This is a genomic window from Seonamhaeicola sp. ML3 (genome assembly GCF_023273855.1).
Taxonomy (GTDB): domain Bacteria; phylum Bacteroidota; class Bacteroidia; order Flavobacteriales; family Flavobacteriaceae; genus Seonamhaeicola.
Map to the genome: position 1 here is coordinate 2,459,775 of NZ_CP096884.1, position 22,903 is coordinate 2,482,677.

16 protein-coding genes are annotated in these 22,903 nt (G+C 34.6%); 9 read left to right on the forward strand and 7 right to left on the reverse strand.

The annotated features are described in order from the left end of the window. From M0214_RS10690 to M0214_RS10705, 4 genes are all read right to left on the reverse strand, one after another. A complete protein-coding gene (locus tag M0214_RS10690) occupies positions 1 to 2,208 on the reverse strand; it encodes an NADP-dependent isocitrate dehydrogenase (RefSeq protein WP_248722554.1) in 2,208 nt (735 codons plus the stop codon). Positions 2,209 to 3,068: 860 nt separating this feature from the next. Next, the gene (gene rplS, locus M0214_RS10695) at positions 3,069 to 3,419 is read right to left on the reverse strand and encodes a 50S ribosomal protein L19 (RefSeq protein ID WP_248722555.1); all 351 of its coding nucleotides are present in this window, start codon (positions 3,417 to 3,419) and stop codon (positions 3,069 to 3,071) included. 310 nt (positions 3,420 to 3,729) lie between these two features. Further along, positions 3,730 to 4,407 carry a tRNA (guanosine(37)-N1)-methyltransferase TrmD gene (gene trmD / locus M0214_RS10700; protein WP_248724952.1) on the reverse strand — a complete coding sequence of 226 codons (678 nt, stop codon included), beginning with the start codon at positions 4,405 to 4,407 and terminating at the stop codon, positions 3,730 to 3,732. A 204-nt stretch (positions 4,408 to 4,611) separates the two neighbouring features. Then, positions 4,612 to 5,895 carry a TIR domain-containing protein gene (locus tag M0214_RS10705; protein ID WP_248722556.1) on the reverse strand — a complete coding sequence of 428 codons (1,284 nt, stop codon included), beginning with the start codon at positions 5,893 to 5,895 and terminating at the stop codon, positions 4,612 to 4,614. A 254-nt stretch (positions 5,896 to 6,149) separates the two neighbouring features. Here M0214_RS10705 and M0214_RS10710 point away from each other — a divergent pair, with 254 nt between their 5' ends. The 4 genes from M0214_RS10710 to M0214_RS10725 are packed head-to-tail and all read left to right on the forward strand — an operon-like array spanning position 6,150 to position 11,318. Beyond that, positions 6,150 to 8,099, forward strand: coding sequence for a peptidylprolyl isomerase (locus M0214_RS10710; RefSeq protein ID WP_248722557.1), 1,950 nt, complete (start codon positions 6,150 to 6,152; stop codon positions 8,097 to 8,099). A gap of 3 nt (positions 8,100 to 8,102) precedes the next feature. Further along, positions 8,103 to 8,954, forward strand: a complete 852-nt coding sequence (locus M0214_RS10715) for a peptidyl-prolyl cis-trans isomerase (protein WP_371873488.1) — start codon at positions 8,103 to 8,105, stop codon at positions 8,952 to 8,954. Continuing rightward, positions 8,938 to 10,362 carry a peptidylprolyl isomerase gene (locus M0214_RS10720; RefSeq protein WP_371873489.1) on the forward strand — a complete coding sequence of 475 codons (1,425 nt, stop codon included), beginning with the start codon at positions 8,938 to 8,940 and terminating at the stop codon, positions 10,360 to 10,362. The genes M0214_RS10715 and M0214_RS10720 overlap by 17 nt, the downstream gene beginning before the upstream one ends. Positions 10,363 to 10,364: 2 nt before the next feature. Beyond that, positions 10,365 to 11,318, forward strand: a complete 954-nt coding sequence (locus tag M0214_RS10725) for a MoxR family ATPase (RefSeq protein ID WP_248722559.1) — start codon at positions 10,365 to 10,367, stop codon at positions 11,316 to 11,318. Here M0214_RS10725 and M0214_RS10730 read toward each other — a convergent pair. Together M0214_RS10730 and M0214_RS10735 are read right to left on the reverse strand one after the other, a co-directional pair. Further along, entirely contained in the window at positions 11,315 to 11,935 is a 621-nt protein-coding gene (locus M0214_RS10730; protein WP_248722560.1) for an SCO family protein, read from the reverse strand. The genes M0214_RS10725 and M0214_RS10730 overlap by 4 nt on opposite strands. Next, positions 11,919 to 13,028, reverse strand: coding sequence for a hypothetical protein (locus tag M0214_RS10735; RefSeq protein ID WP_248722561.1), 1,110 nt, complete (start codon positions 13,026 to 13,028; stop codon positions 11,919 to 11,921). Before M0214_RS10735 ends, M0214_RS10730 begins: the two co-directional genes overlap by 17 nt. Positions 13,029 to 13,187: 159 nt before the next feature. Between M0214_RS10735 and M0214_RS10740 the strand changes: the two genes are divergently transcribed. From M0214_RS10740 to M0214_RS10750, 3 genes are all read left to right on the forward strand, one after another. Then, positions 13,188 to 14,270 (forward strand): MauE/DoxX family redox-associated membrane protein, encoded by a 1,083-nt coding sequence (locus M0214_RS10740; RefSeq protein ID WP_248722562.1) that lies wholly within the window; start codon positions 13,188 to 13,190, stop codon positions 14,268 to 14,270. A gap of 14 nt (positions 14,271 to 14,284) precedes the next feature. Beyond that, positions 14,285 to 15,430: an acyltransferase gene (locus M0214_RS10745; protein WP_248722563.1), complete on the forward strand. Its 1,146-nt coding sequence runs from the start codon at positions 14,285 to 14,287 to the stop codon at positions 15,428 to 15,430. A 212-nt stretch (positions 15,431 to 15,642) separates the two neighbouring features. After that, positions 15,643 to 18,423: a bifunctional aconitate hydratase 2/2-methylisocitrate dehydratase gene (locus M0214_RS10750; RefSeq protein ID WP_248722564.1), complete on the forward strand. Its 2,781-nt coding sequence runs from the start codon at positions 15,643 to 15,645 to the stop codon at positions 18,421 to 18,423. A gap of 496 nt (positions 18,424 to 18,919) precedes the next feature. Here the strand turns inward: M0214_RS10750 and M0214_RS10755 are convergent, their stop codons facing one another. Beyond that, a complete protein-coding gene (locus M0214_RS10755; protein WP_248722565.1) occupies positions 18,920 to 19,330 on the reverse strand; it encodes a hypothetical protein in 411 nt (136 codons plus the stop codon). A 259-nt stretch (positions 19,331 to 19,589) separates the two neighbouring features. On the opposite strand from M0214_RS10755, the gene M0214_RS10760 reads away from it, so the two are divergent. Further along, entirely contained in the window at positions 19,590 to 21,857 is a 2,268-nt protein-coding gene (locus M0214_RS10760; protein ID WP_248722566.1) for an aconitate hydratase, read from the forward strand. A 157-nt stretch (positions 21,858 to 22,014) separates the two neighbouring features. Next, positions 22,015 to 22,830: a cupin gene (locus tag M0214_RS10765; RefSeq protein WP_248722567.1), complete on the forward strand. Its 816-nt coding sequence runs from the start codon at positions 22,015 to 22,017 to the stop codon at positions 22,828 to 22,830. Positions 22,831 to 22,903 lie beyond the last annotated feature (73 nt).

The window sequence follows — 22,903 nt, forward strand, 5'->3', positions numbered from 1 at the left end:
TTATACGTTCTTTAATACTTTACTTAAAATATTGTTGAATGTTTCGCTTGGTCTCATTACTGAGCTAGCTAATTCTTCGCTAGGTAAGTAATATCCATCAATATTGGCCGGATTGCCTTGAATATCATTTAATTCTTTTACAATAATCTCTTCTTTAGCGGTCAACTCTTCAGCGATTGTCTTAAACTCATTTCTAAGTTCAGCATCAACTTCTTGATTTGCTAATTCTTGTGCCCAGTACATAGCTAAATAGAAATGACTTCCTCTGTTATCCAATTCACCAACTTTTCTTGACGGACTTTTTCTATTATCAAGCAGCTTTCCTGTAGCATCATCTAAAGTTTCACTAAGGACTTTAGCTTTTTGGCTATTGTTAACCTGAGCATAATGCTCTAAAGAAACAGCCAATGCTAAAAATTCTCCTAAAGAATCCCAACGTAAATGATTTTCTTTTAATAACTGTTCAACATGCTTAGGAGCAGAACCTCCGGCACCAGTTTCAAATAAACCTCCACCATTCATTAATGGCACAATGGATAGCATTTTTGCAGAAGTTCCTAATTCTAAAATTGGGAATAAATCTGTTAAATAATCACGTAATACATTACCTGTTACAGAAATAGTGTCTTTATTAACTACGACTCTCTCAAAAGTATACAATGCAGCTTCTACAGGAGATTTAATATATATTTCTAATCCTTCTGTATCGTGCTCTGGTAAATAAGTGTTCACCTTTTTAATTAGTTCAGCATCATGAGCTCTGTTTTCGTCTAACCAGAAAACTGCTGGCCAACCTGTTGCTCTTGCTCTATCTACTGCTAGTTTAACCCAGTTTTGGATTGGAGCGTCTTTAGTTTGACACATTCTAAAAATATCTCCGGCTTCAACTTCTTGAGCTAAAAGAACATTTCCGTCTTTATCTACAACTTCAACAGTACCAGCTTCGCTCAATTGGAATGTTTTATCATGTGATCCATATTCTTCAGCCTTTTGTGCCATAAGTCCAACATTAGGAGTTGTTCCCATTGTTACAGGATCAAAAGCACCATGTTCTTTACAGAAATCTATAGTAGCCTGGAAAACCCCAGCGTAACATCTGTCTGGGATTAGAGCTTTGGTATCTTGTGTTTGGCCTTGTGCATTCCACATTTGTCCTCCGGTTCTAATCATAGCCGGCATAGAAGCATCTACAATAACATCAGAAGGTACATGTAGATTTGTAATGCCGTTATCAGAATCTACCATTGCAACGGCTGGAGCATTTTCGTATACAGCATTAATTGCTGCTTTAACTTCTTCTTCCATCGGGTGTCCTTCTATACTATCGTATACATCCCCAATACCATTGGTAGCAGTTACACCTAATTCATCAAATAAATCTGCGTATTTTTCAAATACATCTTTGTAGAATACTTCAACTACAGCTCCAAAAATGATCGGGTCAGAAACCTTCATCATTGTAGCTTTCATGTGTAATGATAACAATACGCCATTTTCTTTGGCATCAGCAATTTCTTTTGCGGCATATTTTTTAAGAGCACTAATGCTCATTACAGAAGTATCAATTATTTCTCCAGCTAATAAAGGCGAATATCCTTTTAACTCTTTTCCGTTAAAAGTGATTTTAAATTCCGTATCGTTTTCTAGAGTTGTAGATTTCTCAGATCCGTAAAAGTCGTTAGCTTCCATTGAAGCTACGTGAGTTTTGGAATCTTTTTTCCATTCTCCCATTTTGTGCGGATTCTTTTTAGCATAATGAGAGACAGCTTTAGGAGCTCGTCTATCAGAGTTTCCCTCTCTTAAAACAGGGTTTACAGCACTACCTTTTACTTTATCGTATCTGGATTTTATGTCTTTTTCTTCGTCGTTTTTTGGTTCGCTAGGATAATCTGGAATTGCAAAGCCTTTCGATTGTAATTCTTCGATAGCTTCCTCTATTTGCGGAACAGAAGCACTAATATTCGGTAATTTAATAATGTTTGCCTCAGGTTTTTTAACCAGTTCACCTAGAATGGCCAAATCATCTGGAACACGTTGGTCTTCGCTTAAGTAATCTGGAAATACAGCTAGTATTCTTGCTGCTAATGAGATGTCTTTGGTTTCAACATCAATTCCTGCAGATTCTACAAAAGACTCTACTATTGGTAAAAAAGAACGTGTAGCTAAGGCTGGAGCTTCATCTGTTTTGGTGTAAATTATTTTCGACATTTAGTGTTTCTTTTTTTATTTAAACGATAGCCAAAAAACGAGTAAAAAATTGAAGATTCGTTTTTAGCGATGCGAATATACAAAATTACGTACTTATACCTAGTTTTATACTAACTGAAAAATAATTAAGTAGTTAGATTTATTAGAAAAGTAAAAAAGGAGATTGCCAATACGAATTTCTTAAAAAAAACCACCTTGAGGTTAAAAAAACAAAAGCCATATCACGACAGAATTTAATCTGCTTTGACATGGCTTTCTTTGAAATGCATTACTAAACTTATTTTGTACTGCTACAAAATCGATTTAAATTTTCATTAAATCTTTTCGGTTTTGTACTACCATTTCAAGTGAAGCACTCAATAATTTTCAAAATGTATTGACCTAATTATCTAATGCTTCAGTTTAATTGTTTTTCTTGATGCTACTAATACGCCTTTCGTTTTCACGTCTAGTTTTTTAGCGCATTGCTCAATATATACATTCACTTTCGATTCTGTGTTTTCTCGAGCTTTCAATTCTGTTGGCCGCTCTTTACTTTCGTAAGCAGTGTCCGTTAGAATATCATGATTTTCGGTTGTCCACGCATACACCTGGTACCTTCAACCTCAAAAAACAATCAATATAATAAAGAACGTTACTTTATTTGGAAACAACATTAATTCATCTTAAAATGAAAACAATTCTTAAACGATTTGTTGTTATCTCTTCAGCTAATATATAATTAACAATTGTAAATACAAATTTTTTAAGGCATTACATATCAACTGTTTATGAACTTAAGTTATTAACAATTGTTGATAATGAAAAAAGCCTTGATTAATATCAAGGCTTTTGGAAATGTTTTGGTTAGTAGACTATTACTAGTTTCTACTTTCTTTAATTCTAGCTTTTTTACCAGTAAGTCCTCTAAAGTAGAATATACGTGCTCTACGTACTTTACCACGTTTATTAACTTCTATTTTTTGTAAAGCAGGTAAATTAACTGGGAAGATTCTTTCTACCCCAATTGATCCAGACATTTTTCTAATTGTAAAGGTTTCTGAAGTTCCAGATCCTCTTCTTTGAATTACAACGCCTTTAAAGAACTGTGTTCTTGTTTTACTACCTTCTTTAATTTCGTAATACACTGTAATGGTGTCACCAGCACCAAATTCTGGTAAGTCTTTTCTTGTTACAAATTCGTCTTGTACAAATTTTACTAAAGATTCCATCTCTTAAATTTTATAAATGGTTGATTCAGAACAACATTCACGATTTTCGCCAGAGGTTAACCCGAAATTGGCTGCAAAGATACATAAAAAGTTATAAGTTGAAAGTTATAAGCTAAAAGTTTTATGCTTATTTGAGGTGTACGCCTAAGGGCGAGCTATCTGCTATATCTTTTGAACTTCCAAAAGATGCTGTTTCCATACTTGACAGCTTAGGGAGGGTATCGGTAAACAGTAAAAAGGCATTAGGCAAAAGATTGTTTAGTTAACAACAATAACTAAAAATTATGCCTAATTACTTGTGTCTTAATAATTAATCATCCAATAAATCAGGTCTGCGTTCTTTTGTTCGCTGGTATGCTTGATTTTCACGCCATTTTTCAATTTCAGGAAAATTACCGCTAAATAAAACTTCAGGAACTTCCCAGCCTTTGTAATCTCTGGGGCGCGTATAAATTGGCGGGGCCAATAAATTGTCTTGGAAAGAGTCTGTAAGTGCAGAGGTTTCATTGCCCAAAACACCTGGTATTAATCTGATTATGGAATCGCAAAGTACGGCGGCTCCTAATTCCCCACCTGATAACACATAGTCTCCAATTGAGATTTCCTTGGTTATAAAGTGGTCTCTTACCCTTTGGTCTACACCTTTGTAGTGTCCACATAGAATAATGATGTTCTCTTTTAAGGATAATTGATTAGCAATGCCTTGGTTTAAAGTTTTTCCATCTGGTGTCATATAAATGATTTCGTCATAATTCCTTTCAGATTTTAAACCCGCAATGCATTTATCAATAGGTTCTATCATCATCACCATACCAGCACCGCCACCAAATTGGTAATCGTCTACACTTTTGTAGTTATCTGTGGTGTAATCCCTTAAATTATGAAAATGGACTTCTACCAAATTGGCCTCTATGGCTCGTTTTAAAATGGATGCTTCAAACGGGCTTTTAAGTAATTCTGGTAAAACGGTAATGATGTCAATACGCATATACTTTGTAATAAGCTGCAAAGATAGTTTAATTGTTTGGTTAAAATTAAGGAAAGGGGATTTAGGTTCGTTTAACGGTCTCGGCAATGAGCAGTTGAGTGGTTTAGTAATTAACATCGCAAGTACACACCAAACTGAAAATCCGCGAGGATTATCAGAAGTAGGCGAAAACAAGCAATTACTTATAGCCATTCTTGGGCATAGTTATTTTCTTAATCCTTTTATTAATCTATAAATCAGTTTTTCAAATTTATGCTCGTCTCTTGAATCTGGATTTACAAAATCTGAAAAGTCTAAAGAATTTAATTTCCTTAATTCTTCAATGTTTTTCCAATATTCGTCCTGATTTTCAATAGGTCTTATTTGTTCTTTTTCTAAATCAAATAGAAAATTATCAATATGTATAGGAAATAGAACATCATTCCAAGTTATTTCTTGTTTCTCTCTCCCTTTTGATAACTCGAATTGACAGGCTTTGCTCTTAATTGAATCTTTAGATGCAATAAATAATACTCTGTCTTTCTCTTTTATATTAGAGGACATAATATTTTTTAGGGTTTTTCCGCCTGGTGAATCATATTCCCATAAAAATGTAATAATTCCTCTTCTATTTAATATTTCATTAATGGTTTTGGCAAACTGTTGGTCTTTAAAACTATATGAGATAAAAATTGATTGAAATTGGATTTCTGAAGTTAAATCAATTAAGTATTCTTTTATATCAGAACTGTTGATTCCAAAAATATGCTCAAGAACAGTTTTTTCAATGGTAGGTGAATTTAAGATTGTCCTTATATCAATCATATTAAATTCATTTCCTGGTGTTTTATTAGAATAATCAAAAGTCTCACTTGATAATTCGCAAGATGAAATTTGAATTAGTGATAAACTACAGTGCCTGAAAACACTCTTTTTGAAGTCAATTCTATCAAAACTTGATTCTTTAATTACACAATCCTTAAAATCTAATTTTTCAGAATCTTTTTCTTTGGGAAAACTATCACTAAAACGGATTGGTTCTATATCAAGATGATGTAAATAACATCTAATAAAAGTTATAATTCTACTACCAAAACCTCTTAATCTTAAATCTAAAATTTCTGGACAATCGATGAAAAGTAATCTTTCTGTAATTACGTCAGATAACTCCAAACACATAATTGTACAACTGTCGAAAGTACTATCTACCAAATCAAGTTCTAAAAATTTGGATTCATAAAATTTACAATCAATAAACTTACAATCTATAAAGGTACAAGATGAAAAAACCGAATGGTTAAAATCGCATCCTACAAAAGCACAGTTTTTAAATTCGGTGGCAATAAATGATTTATATGTAATATCTACTCTTTCAACAACAACTTCGTTTAATGTGAGCATACCACTTCCAACTCTATAGTTGTTGTATTTGAATCCTTTTTCGTTATAGTCAGAATCAGTTTTTGTAATCCAATCTAAAAATTCATCTTTTGTTGTAATAATATTCAATTCAGAAGTGGTTTTTTAATTATGTCTAACGGTTAAGCGAATATGCATCTTTTCAATGATTTGTATCCGATGTTAAACTAAGGTAGCCGAAAATTTTTATAGAATCAAATCACCGCCCTAAAAATTTGGAGACAAATTTGCACACTCTAACAAGTTAGAATCAGTTTAAAACTAGAACCTTTAAGGCTTTGTTAAACCCCTTGCATAATATCCATATATTAGTATTTTTGTAGCCACTCAAAAAAATGATCTTCATGAAATTAAAATTTTTATTCACGTTTTTTTCTTTTCTTTTTTTAACATCAGTTAACTCTCAAAATACTAAAGATGAGGTACTTTTTACGGTTGGGGAGGATTCTATCATGGTATCTGAATTTTTAAGGGTCTATAATAAGAATTTAGACTTGGTACAGGATGAATCGCAAAGAGACATCGATGAATATTTAAAGCTTTTTACCAGTTATAAACTAAAGATCAAAGAGGCCAAACGTTTGGGTTTGCATAAAAAACCTGATTACTTACAAGAATTAGACAAATACAAAAAACAATTAGCACAGAGCTACATGAGGGACCCCAAGGTTACCGATGCACTATTGGAAGAAGCCTACGAAAGACTATGTTATGAAATAAAAGCAGACCATATTCTTGTAAAAGTGCCACAGAATGCTAGTCCTAGAGATACTTTAGCAGCTTACAACAAGCTGGTTAAGTTAAGGGAAAGAGCATTAGAAGAAGGTTTTGAAAAAGTACGAAGTGAGGTACATAATGGCAAAACCGTATTTGGTGAGAAATTAGGTTATTTTTCAGGTTTTAAAATGGTTTACCCTTTTGAGTCGGCAGCATATAATACTCCAGTAGATAGTATTTCTCAACCATTTAGAACAAGGTTCGGCTATCACATTGTTAAGGTCTACGATAAGATAAAGTCTAGAGGAGAAGTTACGGTTGCTCATATTATGACCATGAATAAAGCTGGTGATTCTGTTTCGAAACCAGAGGTGAAAATCAAGGAGGTTTACAACAAACTACAGCAGGGAGAGTCTTTCGAGTCTCTAGCCAAACAATTCTCTGAGGATACAAGTTCTGCCGACAAAGGCGGCGAGCTTGAACCGTTTGAAAGTAGTCAAATTAGTGCTGTTAAGTTCGAAGAAGTTGCTTTTAGCTTGGTAAATGAAGGTGATGTTTCAGAGCCTTTTCAATCGGCTTATGGTTGGCATATTGTTAAACTGTTAAATCGAAAATTGGTGCCTCCATACTTGGATATGAAGTCTGAATTGGAAGCAAAAGTAAAAAGAGACGATCGCTCTAAACTTATAGATGAAGCGCTTTATACCTCTCTTAAGCAGCAATACGGGGTTAAGGATAATGATAAAGCGTTACAGTATTTCGAAACTATTTTAAATGAAGATTTCTTTAAAAGACTGTGGAAGTTGCCGGCAGGTTTTAAAGCAGATGAAGCTTTGGTCAACATAGGAGATAAGCAACTTATCTATCAAGATTTTGGTTCGTTTTTGATAGAGTTACAAAAAGGAAGGGTTTACAAAAGACCAATCAAAGCTTTCGTAGAAGAGCAATACGAAGCATTTCTTAATAAGAATTTAGTGAGTTATAAAGAAAGCAAATTGGAAGAGGAAAATGTTGAGTACGCCAATATTCTCTCTGAGTACAGGGATGGATTGCTGTTATTTGATTTAATGGAAAATACCATTTGGAACACTTCAGAAACAGACTCAATATCCATAAGAGACTTCTACGAAAAAAATAAAAACAAATACATTGTTCCAGAACAAATAGATGCTATAGTAGCTTCTGCCTCTAAGCAAGGAACCTTAAAAAAAGTTTCAAAATATTTAGAGCAAGGAAAGCGTGTAGAGGATATCAAAGAATTGATAAATACAGATAAAAAGGTAAAGGTTATCTTTAGTTCGGATATCATGGATGCTAAAAACCAAGCTCTGCCCGAAAAATTACCTTTTAAAAAGGGTGTTTCTGAAATATATAAGCATAATGATGCCTATGTTTTGGTTAAAATCAACGATGTAATCCCACAAGCTCAAAAATCTTTTGATGATGCTAAGGGAAGCGTTATTAGTGATTATCAAACCCAAAAAGAGATTACATGGATAGACAATTTAAGAGCGGAATTTTCCGTTGTGGTTAATCAAGATGTTCTAGAAAAAGTAAAATCAAAACTCAAGAAATAGTCGGTGCGCAATATACTCATCATATTTGCTTTCTCCATGTTTATTTATTCTTGCGAATACCTAAAGCGACCACCTGAAGTTGAAGCAGTAGCTAGGGTTAACGATAGTTATCTGTCTTATAGTGACTTAAAGGGGTTGGTAAATCAAGGAACTAGTAAAGATGATAGTATATTTATTGTAGAGAATTTCATTAACCGTTGGGCTACACAACAGCTATTGGTAGATGGGGCTATTCTTAATTTAAGTGAATCTACCCAACAAAATTTCGATAAGCTAGTAAATCAATACAAAACAGATTTATATGCCAAGGCGTATATGGAGGCTCTGGTAAAACAAAGTATCGATACTTTGGTTACTAACAAAGAAGTTCAAGAGTATTACGACAACAACAAAGAAGTTTTCAAATTGAATGAAGAACTCATAAAGTTTAGATACGTTCATGTTGATGAAAATATTATCGATTACAATAAAATCAAAGAGAAATTCGAACGCTTCGAAGCTAACGATAAAGTTGAATTAGATTCCATTTCAATTCAGTTTAAATCATACTCTTTAAACGACTCTATTTGGATTAAGCTAAGTCAAGTAATTACTAAGATTCCAGTCATTAATTCTGAAAATAAAAATGAACTGTTAAAAAAATCTAATTTTATACAGCTCAAAGACTCATTAGGAGTATATTTGATGCAAATAAATGATGTGCTGCTTAGAAATGAAACAGCACCTCTAGAGTATGTAAAGCCTACTATAGACCAAATAGTTATAAACAAAAGAAAGCTAGAGCTAATTAGGCAACTAGAAAAAGATATTACCAAAGATGCTATTAAAAACAAACAGTTTGAAATATATAAATAGATGTTTAATTGCAACCTTGCTATTTGCTAACGCACTTGTAGCTCAGGAAGTTATTGAAGATAAACCCCAAGAACACCCAATCGAAAAAAAACAAGATTCGGTACCGTCTAATTTCAACACTGTTAAAGTAGATGGTATTGCTGCGGTTGTGGGTGATTTTATCATTTTAGAATCTGATATACCTAAGGAACGGGAACAAATAATTGCAGCTGGAGGTAATTTAGATGGCGTTTCAAATTGTCAATTAATGGGGTCGCTTTTAGAGAACAAACTTTATGCACACCATGCCATTCAGGATAGTATTATTGTTTCAGATGTTGAAATAAGACAACAGGTAGATTATCAAATTCAACAGTTTTTACAATACTTTGGTGGCTCAATGGAGAAGCTTTTAGCGTATTATAAGAAGGAAGACGAACAGAGTTTTAAAGACGAAATGTTCGAAATCAACAAGAATACCGAATTGGCTAAAAGAATGCGAAGTAAGATTGTACAGGAAGTAGAGATAACGCCAGAGGAAGTTCGCGAATATTTCAACAAAATTCCTAAAGAAAGCAGACCAACATTTGGAACAGAACTAAAGGTTGCTCAAATAGTTGCAGAGCCCAAGATATCTGAAGAAGAAGAACAGCGCATTATTGATAAATTAAATGGATTTAGAGAAGATGTCATGGAGCGAGGCGCTAGTTTTAGGTCTAAAGCTGTTTTGTATGGGGAAGACCCAGGGTTAAAACAATCTGGATATATCTATACATTAGATAGGAAAAAACCAAGGATGGTTAGAGAGTTTAGGCAGGCCGCTTTTGCATTAAAAGAAGGTGAAGTATCTGAACCCTTCAAGACCGATTTTGGATACCATATTGTGTATTGCCAAAAGATTAGGGGGCAGCAATACGATGTAAGTCACGTATTGCTAAAACCTAGAATATCAAATAAAGCCATTCAAGATGCCAAAGAACGTTTGGAAAAAGTTAGGCAACGTATCATAGATGGAGATATCACTTTTGCAGACGCTGCCAGAGAAGCCAGCGACGAAAAAGCTACAAGAAATGATGGTGGACAGTTGATAAATCCTGAAACTCAAGATTATAATTTTGAGTTAACAAGAATGGAACCCTCCTTATACGCCCAAATTCAAAACCTAAAGGATAACGAAGTAAGTTTAGTTCTTAAAGATGAGGATAATAGAGGAAAAGTATCGTACAAGCTTTTAACAGTTACCGATAGGATCGATGAACATAAGGCCGATTATGCCAGAGATTTCTTGAAAATTAAGGAATTGGCGTTAAAGGAGAAACAATTAAAATCTATTGAGGAATGGCAAGCCAAAAAAATTATTGATACCTATGTAAAAATCGAAGGTGATTATAAAAGTTGTAATTTTTCTGGTAACTGGTTAAAAAAATAATTATGTCCGACGTAAAAGCTATTGAACAGTTTGTAAAAAAGTATAAAGATCTTAAACAAGAAATAGCCAAAATTATTGTTGGTCAAGATACCGTTGTAAATCAAATCCTTATTTCTATTTTTTCAGGCGGCCATTCTTTGCTTATTGGCGTACCTGGATTAGCTAAAACTTTAATGGTAAATACCATTGCCCAAACCTTAGGATTAGACTTTAAGCGTATTCAATTTACTCCAGATTTAATGCCCAGTGATATCTTGGGAAGTGAAATCCTTGATGAAGACCGCCATTTTAAGTTTGTAAAGGGACCCATTTTTGCTAACATTATCCTGGCTGATGAAATTAACAGAACACCACCAAAAACACAAGCTGCACTTTTAGAGGCCATGCAAGAACGCGCAGTTACTGTTGCAGGACATCATTATAAACTGGATTTGCCTTATTTTGTTTTAGCAACACAGAACCCTATTGAACAAGAAGGTACCTACCCATTGCCCGAAGCTCAACTAGACCGTTTTATGTTTGCCATTAATCTAGAGTACCCTACATTTCAAGAAGAGGTTCAGGTCGTAAAAGCTACTACCAATGATGAAAAGGTAAGTGTGAATGCGATGTTTACTGCTAAAGAGATTCTTGATTTTCAACATGTAATTAGAAGAATTCCTGTTGCAGATAATGTTATTGAATATGCTGTAGAAATGGTTGGTAAAACAAGGCCAAATGGAGATAAAGCTACAGATTTAGTAAAAGAGTATATCGATTGGGGAGCAGGGCCTAGAGCTTCACAAAACTTAATATTAGCGGCAAAGACTCATGCTGCTATAAATGGGAAATTCTCACCAGACAAAGAAGATGTTCAGGCTGTAGCCAGTGGTATCCTCCGTCACAGAATAATAAAAAATTACAAGGCAGAAGCCGAGGGTATTTCAGAAAACCAAATAATTACGAGTCTGTTTTAGTGGTTCAAGAGAGTGTTGATATCTTGTTTTAAAAGCTCAATTTCATTCGGAATAAGCAAGTCGTAAAAGCCTCTAATTAACCCATCACTATCTACAAGAGCGGTAAAGCTACTATGATAGAAATCCGTACCATTTTCATTGGGTTTAAAATTCGTTTTATATTGTTTAGCCAATGCTTTTGTGTTTTTTTCTGAAGATGTTAAGAAAAACCATCTATCATCTGGGATTCCTGTAGAAATAGAATATTCTTTAAGTCTTGCCGGAGTGTCTTTGTAAGGGTCTATGGTGTGGGAAACAATTAAGAAATTATCATGGTATAAGAAATCTTTAGCCAGATTTGTTAACTGTAGTTTCATGGGTGGGCAAATACTTGGGCAACGAGTAAAAAAGAAATTGGCTATAAATACCTTACCTTTTAGGTCTTTATTGGTAAAGAGTTTTCCATTTTGATTTTTAAATTTCCCCTTGTAAGATATACTGTAATTTATCTTATTGCCATTAGAGTCAAAATTATAACTTAAAACAGGAAGGTTGTTTTTTGTAGACTCACAAGAAACAATGATAAGGGCGAGTATGGCTGAGAAATATTTAAATAATCTTTTAGTTGATATGTTCATCTATTTTTTCTTGCATTTCTTTATCGTAATAGAATATAGCCATGCTGGCCATCATTTCTTGGTTTTTAGATGTGGTGTTTTTTACGGTTAAAGTCAATTCGTATGTATTGTTTTTATAAAGCCAAATGCCTTCTTCACTTTGAAAAGTTGGAGCACTTTTTAATCCGATTTTATTCACAAAATTTTCACTATCACAATTATAAATAACTTCTCCAGTAGTTTTATTCAATAAAGAAAATGTTTCGGCAAATGGGTGCAAGTGTGGTGTTATTTGGTGTATTCGTATGCTGTCCTTAATTGCAAGTTGTTTTGAGGCGTTGAATGAATATTCATGTTTACCAGGAGGAACAATCCAGTGGCCGGATAGCGGATTGTTATTCTCGTCATAGTAGGTGTGTAACTTGGTTTCTACAGGAATACAGGCATCAGGTATTTTGTCTGTGGGGCCAGCATATGGGTTTTTTTTATCAAATGGTAGCATGATATAAATTGTTTGGGACCTTAGTGGCTTTAATTTAGTGTTAGCGTGTCTTTTAAACCCAATTTCAATTTTATGCTTAATGTTAAAAGTAGAATCTGTTATATTATGGTTGAGTGCTTGAGCATTTAACACTATGCGTTCGTTGGAATAAACAGGAAACCCATAGCCTTTGGGCAGTTGAAAGGATTCTATACCATTACTTATAGATGTAATTCTAGGGTAGTGTTCATTTATACGCTCTGTGAATCCCCAACGATTGTAGTGTTCTGCATCTCTGTATTCAAAATTAGTATGGCATACAAAGTCATTAGATATTTCTGTTGTTTCAGAATCAGAAAATGCTCGTGTCTTGAAAGAGGTTAGCCATAATAGTTCTTCTTTAGAATCATCTATGGTTGGGTAAATATCAGATTTTGGGCCTTCCATAGATTTATAAATACCGCTAATTACAAACGTTGGGCTGGTAAAAACAACCTTGTCTTTAATCAATTCCTTTTTCCATTCAGAATCTACAAGGTTAAGCGAATAATAGATTTTGGATTTAATAAGTTCTTTGTGCCTAGTTTTTAGGGAGCTATAATAAATTAACCCACCCAAAACAGTTAGTGTCACAATTATTAATAGTTTGTACTTAAATTTTATTTTCAATTTGTTTGTAAAATAGTTTTGTCTGCCAATTTGTATTCTATAACTTTTTTCTAACTCTATAAAACTAGTATATTTCGATAATATGATTTAGTTTTAAAAATACTAAAAAGTACCTATAAGTAAATGCAAAAAATAATAAATAAGGATGTCTTGTTTTGGACTAGGCTAGCAGTTTTTCTGGCATTCATGATTCCTTTTTTTATATGTTACGATTTATGGTTTTCAGAGCGTTTATTCCCTCTAGTTCCTGTTTTTGATAATTTGTTGGTTCCAAATTATACTTTTGATGTTATACTCATAACTCTTTTTGTTTTATTGTTTTTTGTTTTTGTGTTTTACCCCAAGTGGACAATAGGAATTCCCATAATTATTATTTATACGTACTGGGTTTTACTAGATCAAAACAGAATTCAGAATTTCTTTTTCGAAATTATACTCATGGTTTTCGCCATGACAGAATTCAGATACAACAATATTTTAAATAAAAGATGTATACTCATTATCTTAATAGGTACTTATTTTTGGAGTGGCTTGCACAAATTTAATCCCATTTTTTTGGAAAGATGGTCTTTAGGGTTAAGCAGAAGAATTTCTTTTGTGCCGAGTTTTTTTAGAGATGTTTTTACTTATGCGGTACCATTTTTAGAGGCTTCTTTTGGAGTTTGTCTAATTTTTAGCAATACGCGAAAGATAGGGATATGGTTGCTGGCTCTAATGCATACAATAATATTGGTTACACTCACGATGTCTAATTATGGTTTTGTAGTTTTTCCACTTAATATTTTCAATGTTTTCGTTTTGTTTTTTCTTTTTTACAGGAAGCCATTTAACGAATCGGTTTTTAAGTTAAATTTCACTAAATCTTATATTGTGTTTTTTGTGGCCATCCTATTTCCCGTATTAAACTTTTTTGGCTATTACGATCATATTTTATCGTTTAGTTATTTTTCCGGTAAGCCTAAATATTGTAGAATTTATTTTTCAAGCTCTGAAGAAGCAAAGCAGTTGCCAAGTAACATAAGAGAGAACATTCGTGAGCATAATAGCGTTTATTATATAGATTTTAATGAGTGGGCTGGCAAAACATTGGGAATTTTAGTTTATCCCGAGGAGCGTGTATATATTAAATTACAGAAACATATTAACTCTTTTATCGATACCCCAAATACTAGATTGGAATTTTATGGGGTAGCCGGTGGTAACTGATTTATATAGAAATTTTGAAAAAAAATACAAGAAGGATTTTTGGATTAGATTTAATGAGGGCTGGCGCTATTTTTTTTGTCTTGGTTTCACATTTACCAATGTTTTTTCAAGATTATAACAATGTAATAACAGATTCTTTGCAGGTTTTGGGTTTATATGGCGTAGAGATTTTCTTTGTATTAAGCGGTTTTTTAATTGGAGATATACTTTTGAAAATGCTTAGTGACTATCAATTTACATTTAAAAGTGTTTTATTATTTTGGGTTAGACGGTGGTTTAGGACATTACCATTATATTTTTTAGTGCTATCAGTCAACGTAATTTTATTTTATATTATCAATGGTTCTTTACCCATTCATCTGTGGAAATACGTTTTCTTTCTTCAAAACTTTAAAGATGAGTATTTGATATTCTTTCCAGAGTCCTGGAGTTTGTCTGTCGAGGAGTATACTTATTTATTAGCTCCATTGGGTTTGTTTTTCTTTATAAAATTGGGTAAACACTTTAATATTGCTAAGACTAGGCTTTTCCTATATAATACGTGTACCCTATGTGCTGTATTCCTCATAACCAAAACTCAGTATTACTTTAATAATGTTGAGTATTTACAATCATTTAAATCGTGGAATATTAATTTGAAATCTATGGTAATTTACAGGATAGATGCTATTCTTTTTGGTTTTGTATTAATCTATTTTTTTAGAACATATTTTTCGTTTTTTAAAACACACAGGTTGAAATTCTTTATTACAGGTTCAGTTTTATTAGCATTTTTGATAATTTCTATTTTAGTGTTCCCTATAGGTGAAAGTAATACCTTTTATTGGAATGTGCTTTTTCTACCCTTAAGTTCAATTGCAATTGCTTGTATTTTACCCTTCCTATATTTTTTTAAGTTAAAGCATTTAGGACTTAGTAAATGGATAGAAAAGATTAGTTTGTATTCTTACAGTATGTACTTGCTTCATTATAGTTTAACTTTTTTAATCATTGAACGATTTCTCGATTTTACTAGTTTGGAATTCCATTCAAGAATCATATGTTCATTACTCTACTTAATTGTTGTTTTTTGGTTATCAAAATTATCTTATTCTTATTTCGAAAAACCTGTAACAGATTTAAGGGATTCTAAAATCATCAAAAAGTTTTTTAGACAATAGTTTAACAAATCATCATTATTACTCTGTAAAAGTTGTAAAAATCACAATCATTTTCCTTAATAATGCTACAATAATAATTAAGTATTAATACGTATTTTTTATAGCATATTTAGTTTTAAATCCTTGCATTAATTTCGTATTTTGCGTCGCTTTTTGAAAAATGCTTTTACCTTTTTCAGGGCTACTTTAATTATTGAAATACTTCATTATTTATGCAAACATACAACGATTACATCAAGGAGATTGAGGAAAGAAAAGCTTTGGGACTTAACCCTAAGCCAATCGATGCCGCTGAATTAACTAGCGAAATAATCGCTCAGATTAAAGATTCAGATAACCCACACAGAGAAGATTCTCTAAAGTTTTTTATCTATAACACTTTACCGGGTACTACAAGTGCCGCTGGGGTAAAGGCCGAATTTTTAAAAGAAATCATTTTTGGTGAATCTGTAATTGAAGAAATTACTCCCGATTTTGCATTTGAGCAGTTGTCTCACATGAAAGGAGGGCCTTCAATAAAAGTATTATTAGATTTAGTTTTAGATCAAAAAGATTTTGAGATTGCCAAGAAAGCAGCAGAAGTTTTAAAAACTCAAGTTTTCTTGTACGAGGCTGATACCGAGCGTTTGGAATCAGCTATGAAGCATGGGTGCCCTATTTCAAAGGAAATCATTGAAAGCTACGCACAAGCAGAGTTCTTTACCAAACTTCCTGAAGTAGATGAGAAAATCGATGTAGTAACTTACATTGCAGGCATTGGTGATATCTCTACAGATTTATTATCTCCAGGCGCAGATGCGCACTCAAGATCAGATAGAGAATTGCACGGACAGTGTATTTTTGAGCATAACAAAGACATGCAACAAGAAGTATTGGCTTTAAAAGAACAGCACCCAGATAAGCGTGTGATGTTAATTGCTGAAAAAGGAACTATGGGTGTCGGGTCTTCAAGAATGTCAGGTGTGAACAATGTAGCTCTTTGGACAGGTGTTTCTTCAAGTCCTTATGTGCCGTTTATCAACATTGCTCCGGTTATCGCAGGAACTAATGGCATTGCTCCAATTTTCTTAACAACTGTTGGAGTAACTGGAGGTATTGGAATCGATCTTAAAAACTGGGTGACTAAAAAAGATGCTGACGGAAAAACCGTTTACGATGCCGATGGAGAACCTGTTTTAGAGCAAGTTTATTCAGTTGAAACAGGGACTGTTCTGACTATCAATACAAAAGAAAAGAAATTATACCACGGAGACGTGGAATTAAAAGATATCTCTGCGGCTTTAACGCCTCAAAAAATGGAGTTCATTAAAGCAGGAGGTTCTTACGCTGTGGTTTTTGGTAAAAAACTACAAACCTTTGCTTGTAAAGTTTTAGGTATAGATGTGCCTCAAGTATATGCACCTTCAAAAGAAATTTCTATTGAAGGACAAGGTTTAACAGCAGTTGAAAAAATCTTCAACAAAAATGCCGTTGGAACAACTCCAGGCAAAACATTGCACACAGGATCTAATGTTCGTGTAGAAGTGAATATTGTAGGATCTCAAGATACTACAGGTTTAATGACGTCTCAAGAATTGGAAATGATGGCGGCAAAAGTAGTTTCTCCTATTGTTGATGCGAGTTACCAATCGGGATGTCATACCGCTTCTGTTTGGGATGACAAGTCAAAGGCTAACATTCCTAAGTTGATGAAGTTTATGAACGACTTTGGGTTAATCACCGCACGTGATCCAAAAGGGGAATATCACGCAATGACCGATGTAATCCACAAAGTATTAAACGATATTACGGTTGATGATTGGGATATCATTATCGGTGGAGATTCACATACACGTATGTCTAAAGGTGTTGCTTTTGGAGCAGATTCAGGAACTGTGGCTTTAGCCTTGGCTACGGGTGAGGCTACAATGCCAATACCGGAATCTGTAAAAGTAACCTTTAAAGGAAACATGAGAAGCTTCATGGATTTCCGTGATGTGGTGCACGCTACACAACAACAAATGTTAAAACAGTTTGGTGGTGAGAATGTATTCCAAGGAAGAATTATTGAGGTTCATATAGGCACATTAACATCAGACCAGGCCTTTACATTCACCGACTGGACAGCTGAAATGAAAGCCAAGGCATCTATCTGTATTTCAGAAGATGAAACGTTAATCGAATCATTAGAAATCTCTAGAGACCGTATCCAAATTATGATTAATAAGGGTATGGATAACGAAAAGCAAGTACTACAAGGTTTAGTTGATAAAGCAAATGCAAGAATAACTGAGATTAAAACAGGAATCAAACCAGCTTTAAAACCGGATGCTAATGCGAACTATTATGCAGAGGTAGTTATCGACCTAGATGAAATTGCCGAGCCAATGATTGCTGATCCAGATGTTAATAATGATGATCCATCTAAACGTTATACGCATGATACTATCCGTCCGTTATCTTACTATGGCGGCACTAAACAAGTAGATTTAGGATTCGTAGGGTCGTGTATGGTTCACAAAGGTGATATGAAGATTTTGGCACAGATGTTAAAGAACATTGAAGCCCAACACGGTAAGGTTGAATTTAAAGCACCCTTAGTAGTTGCACCTCCAACCTATAACATTGTAGATGAGCTAAAAGAAGAAGGCGATTGGGAAGTATTACAAAAGTACTCAGGATTTGAGTTTGACGATAGTGCTCCCAAAGGATTGGCGCGTACCAAGTACGAAAACATGTTGTACCTAGAGCGTCCGGGTTGTAACCTTTGTATGGGTAACCAAGAAAAAGCAGAGCCAGGAGATACTGTAATGGCAACCTCTACGCGTTTATTCCAAGGACGTGTGGTTAAAGATGCCGATGGTAAAAAAGGAGAGTCTCTTTTATCTTCTACGCCAGTTGTGGTACTATCTACTATTTTAGGAAGAACACCTACTATGGCAGAGTACGAAGCCGCAGTAGACGGTATCGTATTAACTAAGTTCAAGCCATCACAAAAAGAATTGGTTATATAATCTAAATTTGTCATTCCCGCGAAGGTGGGAATCTAGAATACAAAGCCTGAGTGTAAAACTCAGGCTTTTTGTTTTTACCACATGTCACTTCGAGTGATTCCGAAGCATGAGGAATCGTATCGAGAAGCTGGGAGTTCCCTTTATCCTGAACTCAGTTCAGGACCTAAGGTCGGGCTTTCCGCTATATCTTTTTTTAATGTCATTGCGAGGAGGAACGACGTGGCAATCTGTTAATTTACAGTTCTAATGCTTCGTTTAAAAAAAGGATGCCGCTTCAATTCCTGCCTGACGGCAGGCAGGCGTAACGCGGGCGTACTTGCTATTGAAGTTTTAAATTCTGGGGTTTTTGGAGGTTTTCGTTTAACGGTTCGTGTATGGTTTGTTGCGTGAAAATCCGCTAGGATTTTCCGCCGTAAACCAAAGATAGCAAAGTTGCAAGGATTTTCCGATAGGAAAATCGGAAGCAATAAATTATACACTTTGTTACCTACAGTTTTTATTCTTTTTTAAAGTCCGTTGTTATTCCGCTTAATATTTTTGGTTTTTCTTTAAGAAGGTCGGCGCATTCTGAAATATAAATCTCTACAAAGTCACGTCCGTTTTCCGTCATCATTTTAAGTCCGCCCGTTTCGTCCAGGTTATGAATCCAATAAAAACTCGTTGGATAGATTTCGTGATTAAAATCAACCGGTTCTGAATGGTTAATGATTCCGATTACCGGAGCGCTTGAGTCGTGTTTAAAAATTGTTGTTGAGAATTCGATATTACCTTTTTTTGATGAAATATTGTATTCATCCTTAATCCACTTTTTTTTAAATTTTGGAAACCCAAAATCGGATTGCAGGAAAGAGAAATTTGTCAAAATCTCTTTTTTAGATACTTTCCAAGTCGGTTTAAGAGTGTCCATTTTCAAATTGTAGGTAACGCTAGGATATGCGTCGTTTTAATGACTTATATCCGATGTTAAACGAAGGTCGGTAATTATTCTCACAAAGTCAAACCATTAGATTACTACTTATGCTATTTATTTAAATGAGTTTATTTAAATAGATTTTACCAAATTTAAAATAAAAGAACTCTATTTCATTCAGTTTCAATCGGTATCCAAATTTCGTATATTAGTGTTTCTGAACATAAAAGAATTAAACATTAAATAGATACAGCTTATGACATTTGACATCGATATGATAAAAGGGGTCTACGAACGCATGAAAGCACGCGTAGATGCAGCCCGAGACATTGTTGGAAGACCACTAACACTTTCCGAAAAAATATTGTACAATCACCTCTGGGACGGTATGCCAACGCAAGCCTTTGAAAGAGGAAAGGACTATGTTGATTTTGCACCCGATAGAATTGCTTGTCAGGATGCTACAGCGCAGATGGCTTTGTTACAATTTATGCAGGCAGGAAAACAAAAAGTAGCCGTGCCAACCACGGTGCATTGCGACCACTTAATACAAGCTAAGGAAGGTGCCGCCAAAGATTTAAAACGTGCGAACGATGTTAGTAGTGAAGTATTTAACTTTTTGGAATCTGTATCTAATAAATACGGTATCGGGTTTTGGAAACCTGGCGCAGGAATTATTCATCAGGTAGTTTTAGAAAACTATGCGTTTCCGGGCGGTATGATGATTGGAACCGATTCGCATACTGTCAATGCTGGCGGATTGGGTATGTTGGCCATTGGGGTTGGTGGAGCAGATGCTGTTGATGTGATGGCAGGTATGGCTTGGGAATTGAAATTTCCGAAGCTAATCGGTGTGAAATTAACTGGAAAGCTATCAGGATGGACAGCACCTAAAGACGTGATTTTAAAAGTAGCCGAAATTCTTACCGTTAAAGGAGGAACAGGTGCTATAGTTGAATATTTTGGCCCAGGCGCTTTGGCCATGTCCTGTACAGGAAAAGGCACCATTTGTAATATGGGCGCAGAGATTGGTGCAACCACATCTACCTTTGGCTACGATGAGTCTATGGACCGTTATTTAAGAGCTACCGATAGGGAAGGCGTAGCCGATGCTGCCAACGAAGTAGCTGCTTATTTAACGGCTGATGCTGAGGTTTATGAAAACCCAGAGCAGTATTTCGACCAAGTGATTGAAATTAACTTATCTGAGTTAGGCCCCTTATTAAACGGACCATTTACGCCTGATTTATCGACTGAAGTAGGCACCGATATGACAAAAAGAGCCACCGAAAATGAGTGGCCATTAAAAGTAGAGTGGGGGCTTATTGGGTCTTGTACAAACTCGTCTTATGAAGATTTATCAAGAGCGTCATCGATTGCACAACAAGCCTTAGATAAAAACTTAAAAACCAAAGCGGAATTCGGAATCAATCCAGGTTCTGAGCAAGTACGTTATACCGCAGAACGTGACGGCATTTTAGAAGTATTTGAAAAATTAGATGCGACTATTTTTACTAACGCCTGCGGACCATGTATAGGGCAATGGGCACGATATTCAGACCCGAAAAATGCACCAAAAAACAGTATTGTGCACTCGTTCAATAGAAACTTTGCCAAACGTGCTGATGGTAACCCTAATACGCACGCCTTTGTAGCGTCTCCCGAATTAACAGCGGCCATTGCCATTGCAGGACGATTAGACTTTAATCCGTTAAAAGATAAGTTAATCAATGAAGACGGTGAAGAAGTGATGTTAGACGAACCAACAGGATGGGAATTACCTCCAAAAGGCTTCGATGTAAAAGATAATGGATATTTAGAACCAGTAGCAGACGGAAGCGGTGTAAACGTGGTTGTAAATGAGACTTCCGAACGTTTACAGTTATTAACGCCTTTCGTTCCTATAGGAGATACCATTACTGGTGCTAAATTATTAATCAAAGCCTTTGGGAAATGTACAACCGACCATATTTCTATGGCGGGACCTTGGTTACGTTTTAGAGGACATTTAGATAACATTGCCAACAACACCTTGATTGGTGCGGTGAATGCCTTTAACCAAAAAACGAACTTCGTTAAGAACCAATTAACTGGAGATTACGGTGGTGTACCTGATGTACAACGTGCTTATAAAGCAGCAGGCATAAAAACTGTAGTTGTGGGAGACCATAATTATGGTGAAGGGTCTTCTAGAGAGCATGCCGCCATGCAACCACGTCATTTAGGTGTAGCTGCGGTAATTGTAAAGTCTTTTGCGCGTATCCATGAAACAAACCTTAAAAAACAAGGGATGTTAGGTTTGACTTTTGACAATGAGGCCGATTACGATTTGATCCAAGAGGATGATACCTTCAACTTCGTAGATTTAAACGAATTTGCACCAGGTAAACAATTAACTGTTGAGGTGGTTCATGCCGATGGCAGTACAGATACCATTAAGTTAAACCACACCTACAACGATTCCCAAATCGAGTGGTTTAAAGAAGGTTCAGCCTTGAATTTGATTAAGAAACAAAATGCATAATTTGGATATAATTGAAAAGAATTCCCCAATACTTAAGTGTTGGGGTTTTTTATTGATATCGTACCTGTAGGTTGTTGAAATTATCGAATAGAAAACAGGAATCTAAATAACATCTATTTTCAGATTTTAGCACTAAATCAAAAAGCACTTAAACTTTATGTCAAAACTTATACAAGATATTTCTATTGTAGGTTTGGGATGGTTAGGTTTGCCTTTGTATACAGAGTTAACTCAACTAGGGTATTCATGTATTGGTACAACGACCTCAAAGGCAAAGCAAACTGCACTTGAAAAAGACCATATTTCTGCATTTTACCTTGAATTATTGGAGGACGAAACTTTAGGAGAAATTCAAGAATCATTGAATTCAAAACTTTTAATCTTAAATAAACCACCAGGCCTTCGTAAGAACCCACAGAGTAATTACATAAGTAAAATTGAGAATTTTATTTCTCATATAGAACAATCTGCTATAGAGAAAATGCTCTTTATAAGTTCAACGTCTGTGTTTAAAGATGAAGATACTTTTCCAGAGGTTTTTAATCATACAACGCCTAATTCTGAAACTAATGCAGGTCTACAAATCAGTAATGTTGAAAAGTTATTACAAGAGAACACGAAATTCAAAACGACAATTTTACGATTTTCGGGGTTGGTGAATAGCGAAAGACATCCTGCCAGAATGATGTCTAAAAGACTTCAGGTAAAAAATCCTAATGCTCCTGTAAATTTAATTCATCAAAAAGATTGTATAGGTCTTATTTCAAAGTTGATAACACGAAATATTTGGGGAGAAACTTACAATGCTTCATTTCCTAGTCATATTAGTAAAAAAGAATATTATGATTCTGTCTGCCATCAATTCAACATCTCCAAGCCCAATTTTGATATGGATAGTCCTAGTAGAGGAAAGCGAATTAATGGTGTAGAAACTTCAAAAGTGTTAAATTACAAGTATGAGTATCCAATTTAATTTCTGAGTACTTTTTATAAAGAGTATAAAAAAAAGTAATAAAGTGCTTTGTGAATTTTCGCAAAATAATTAA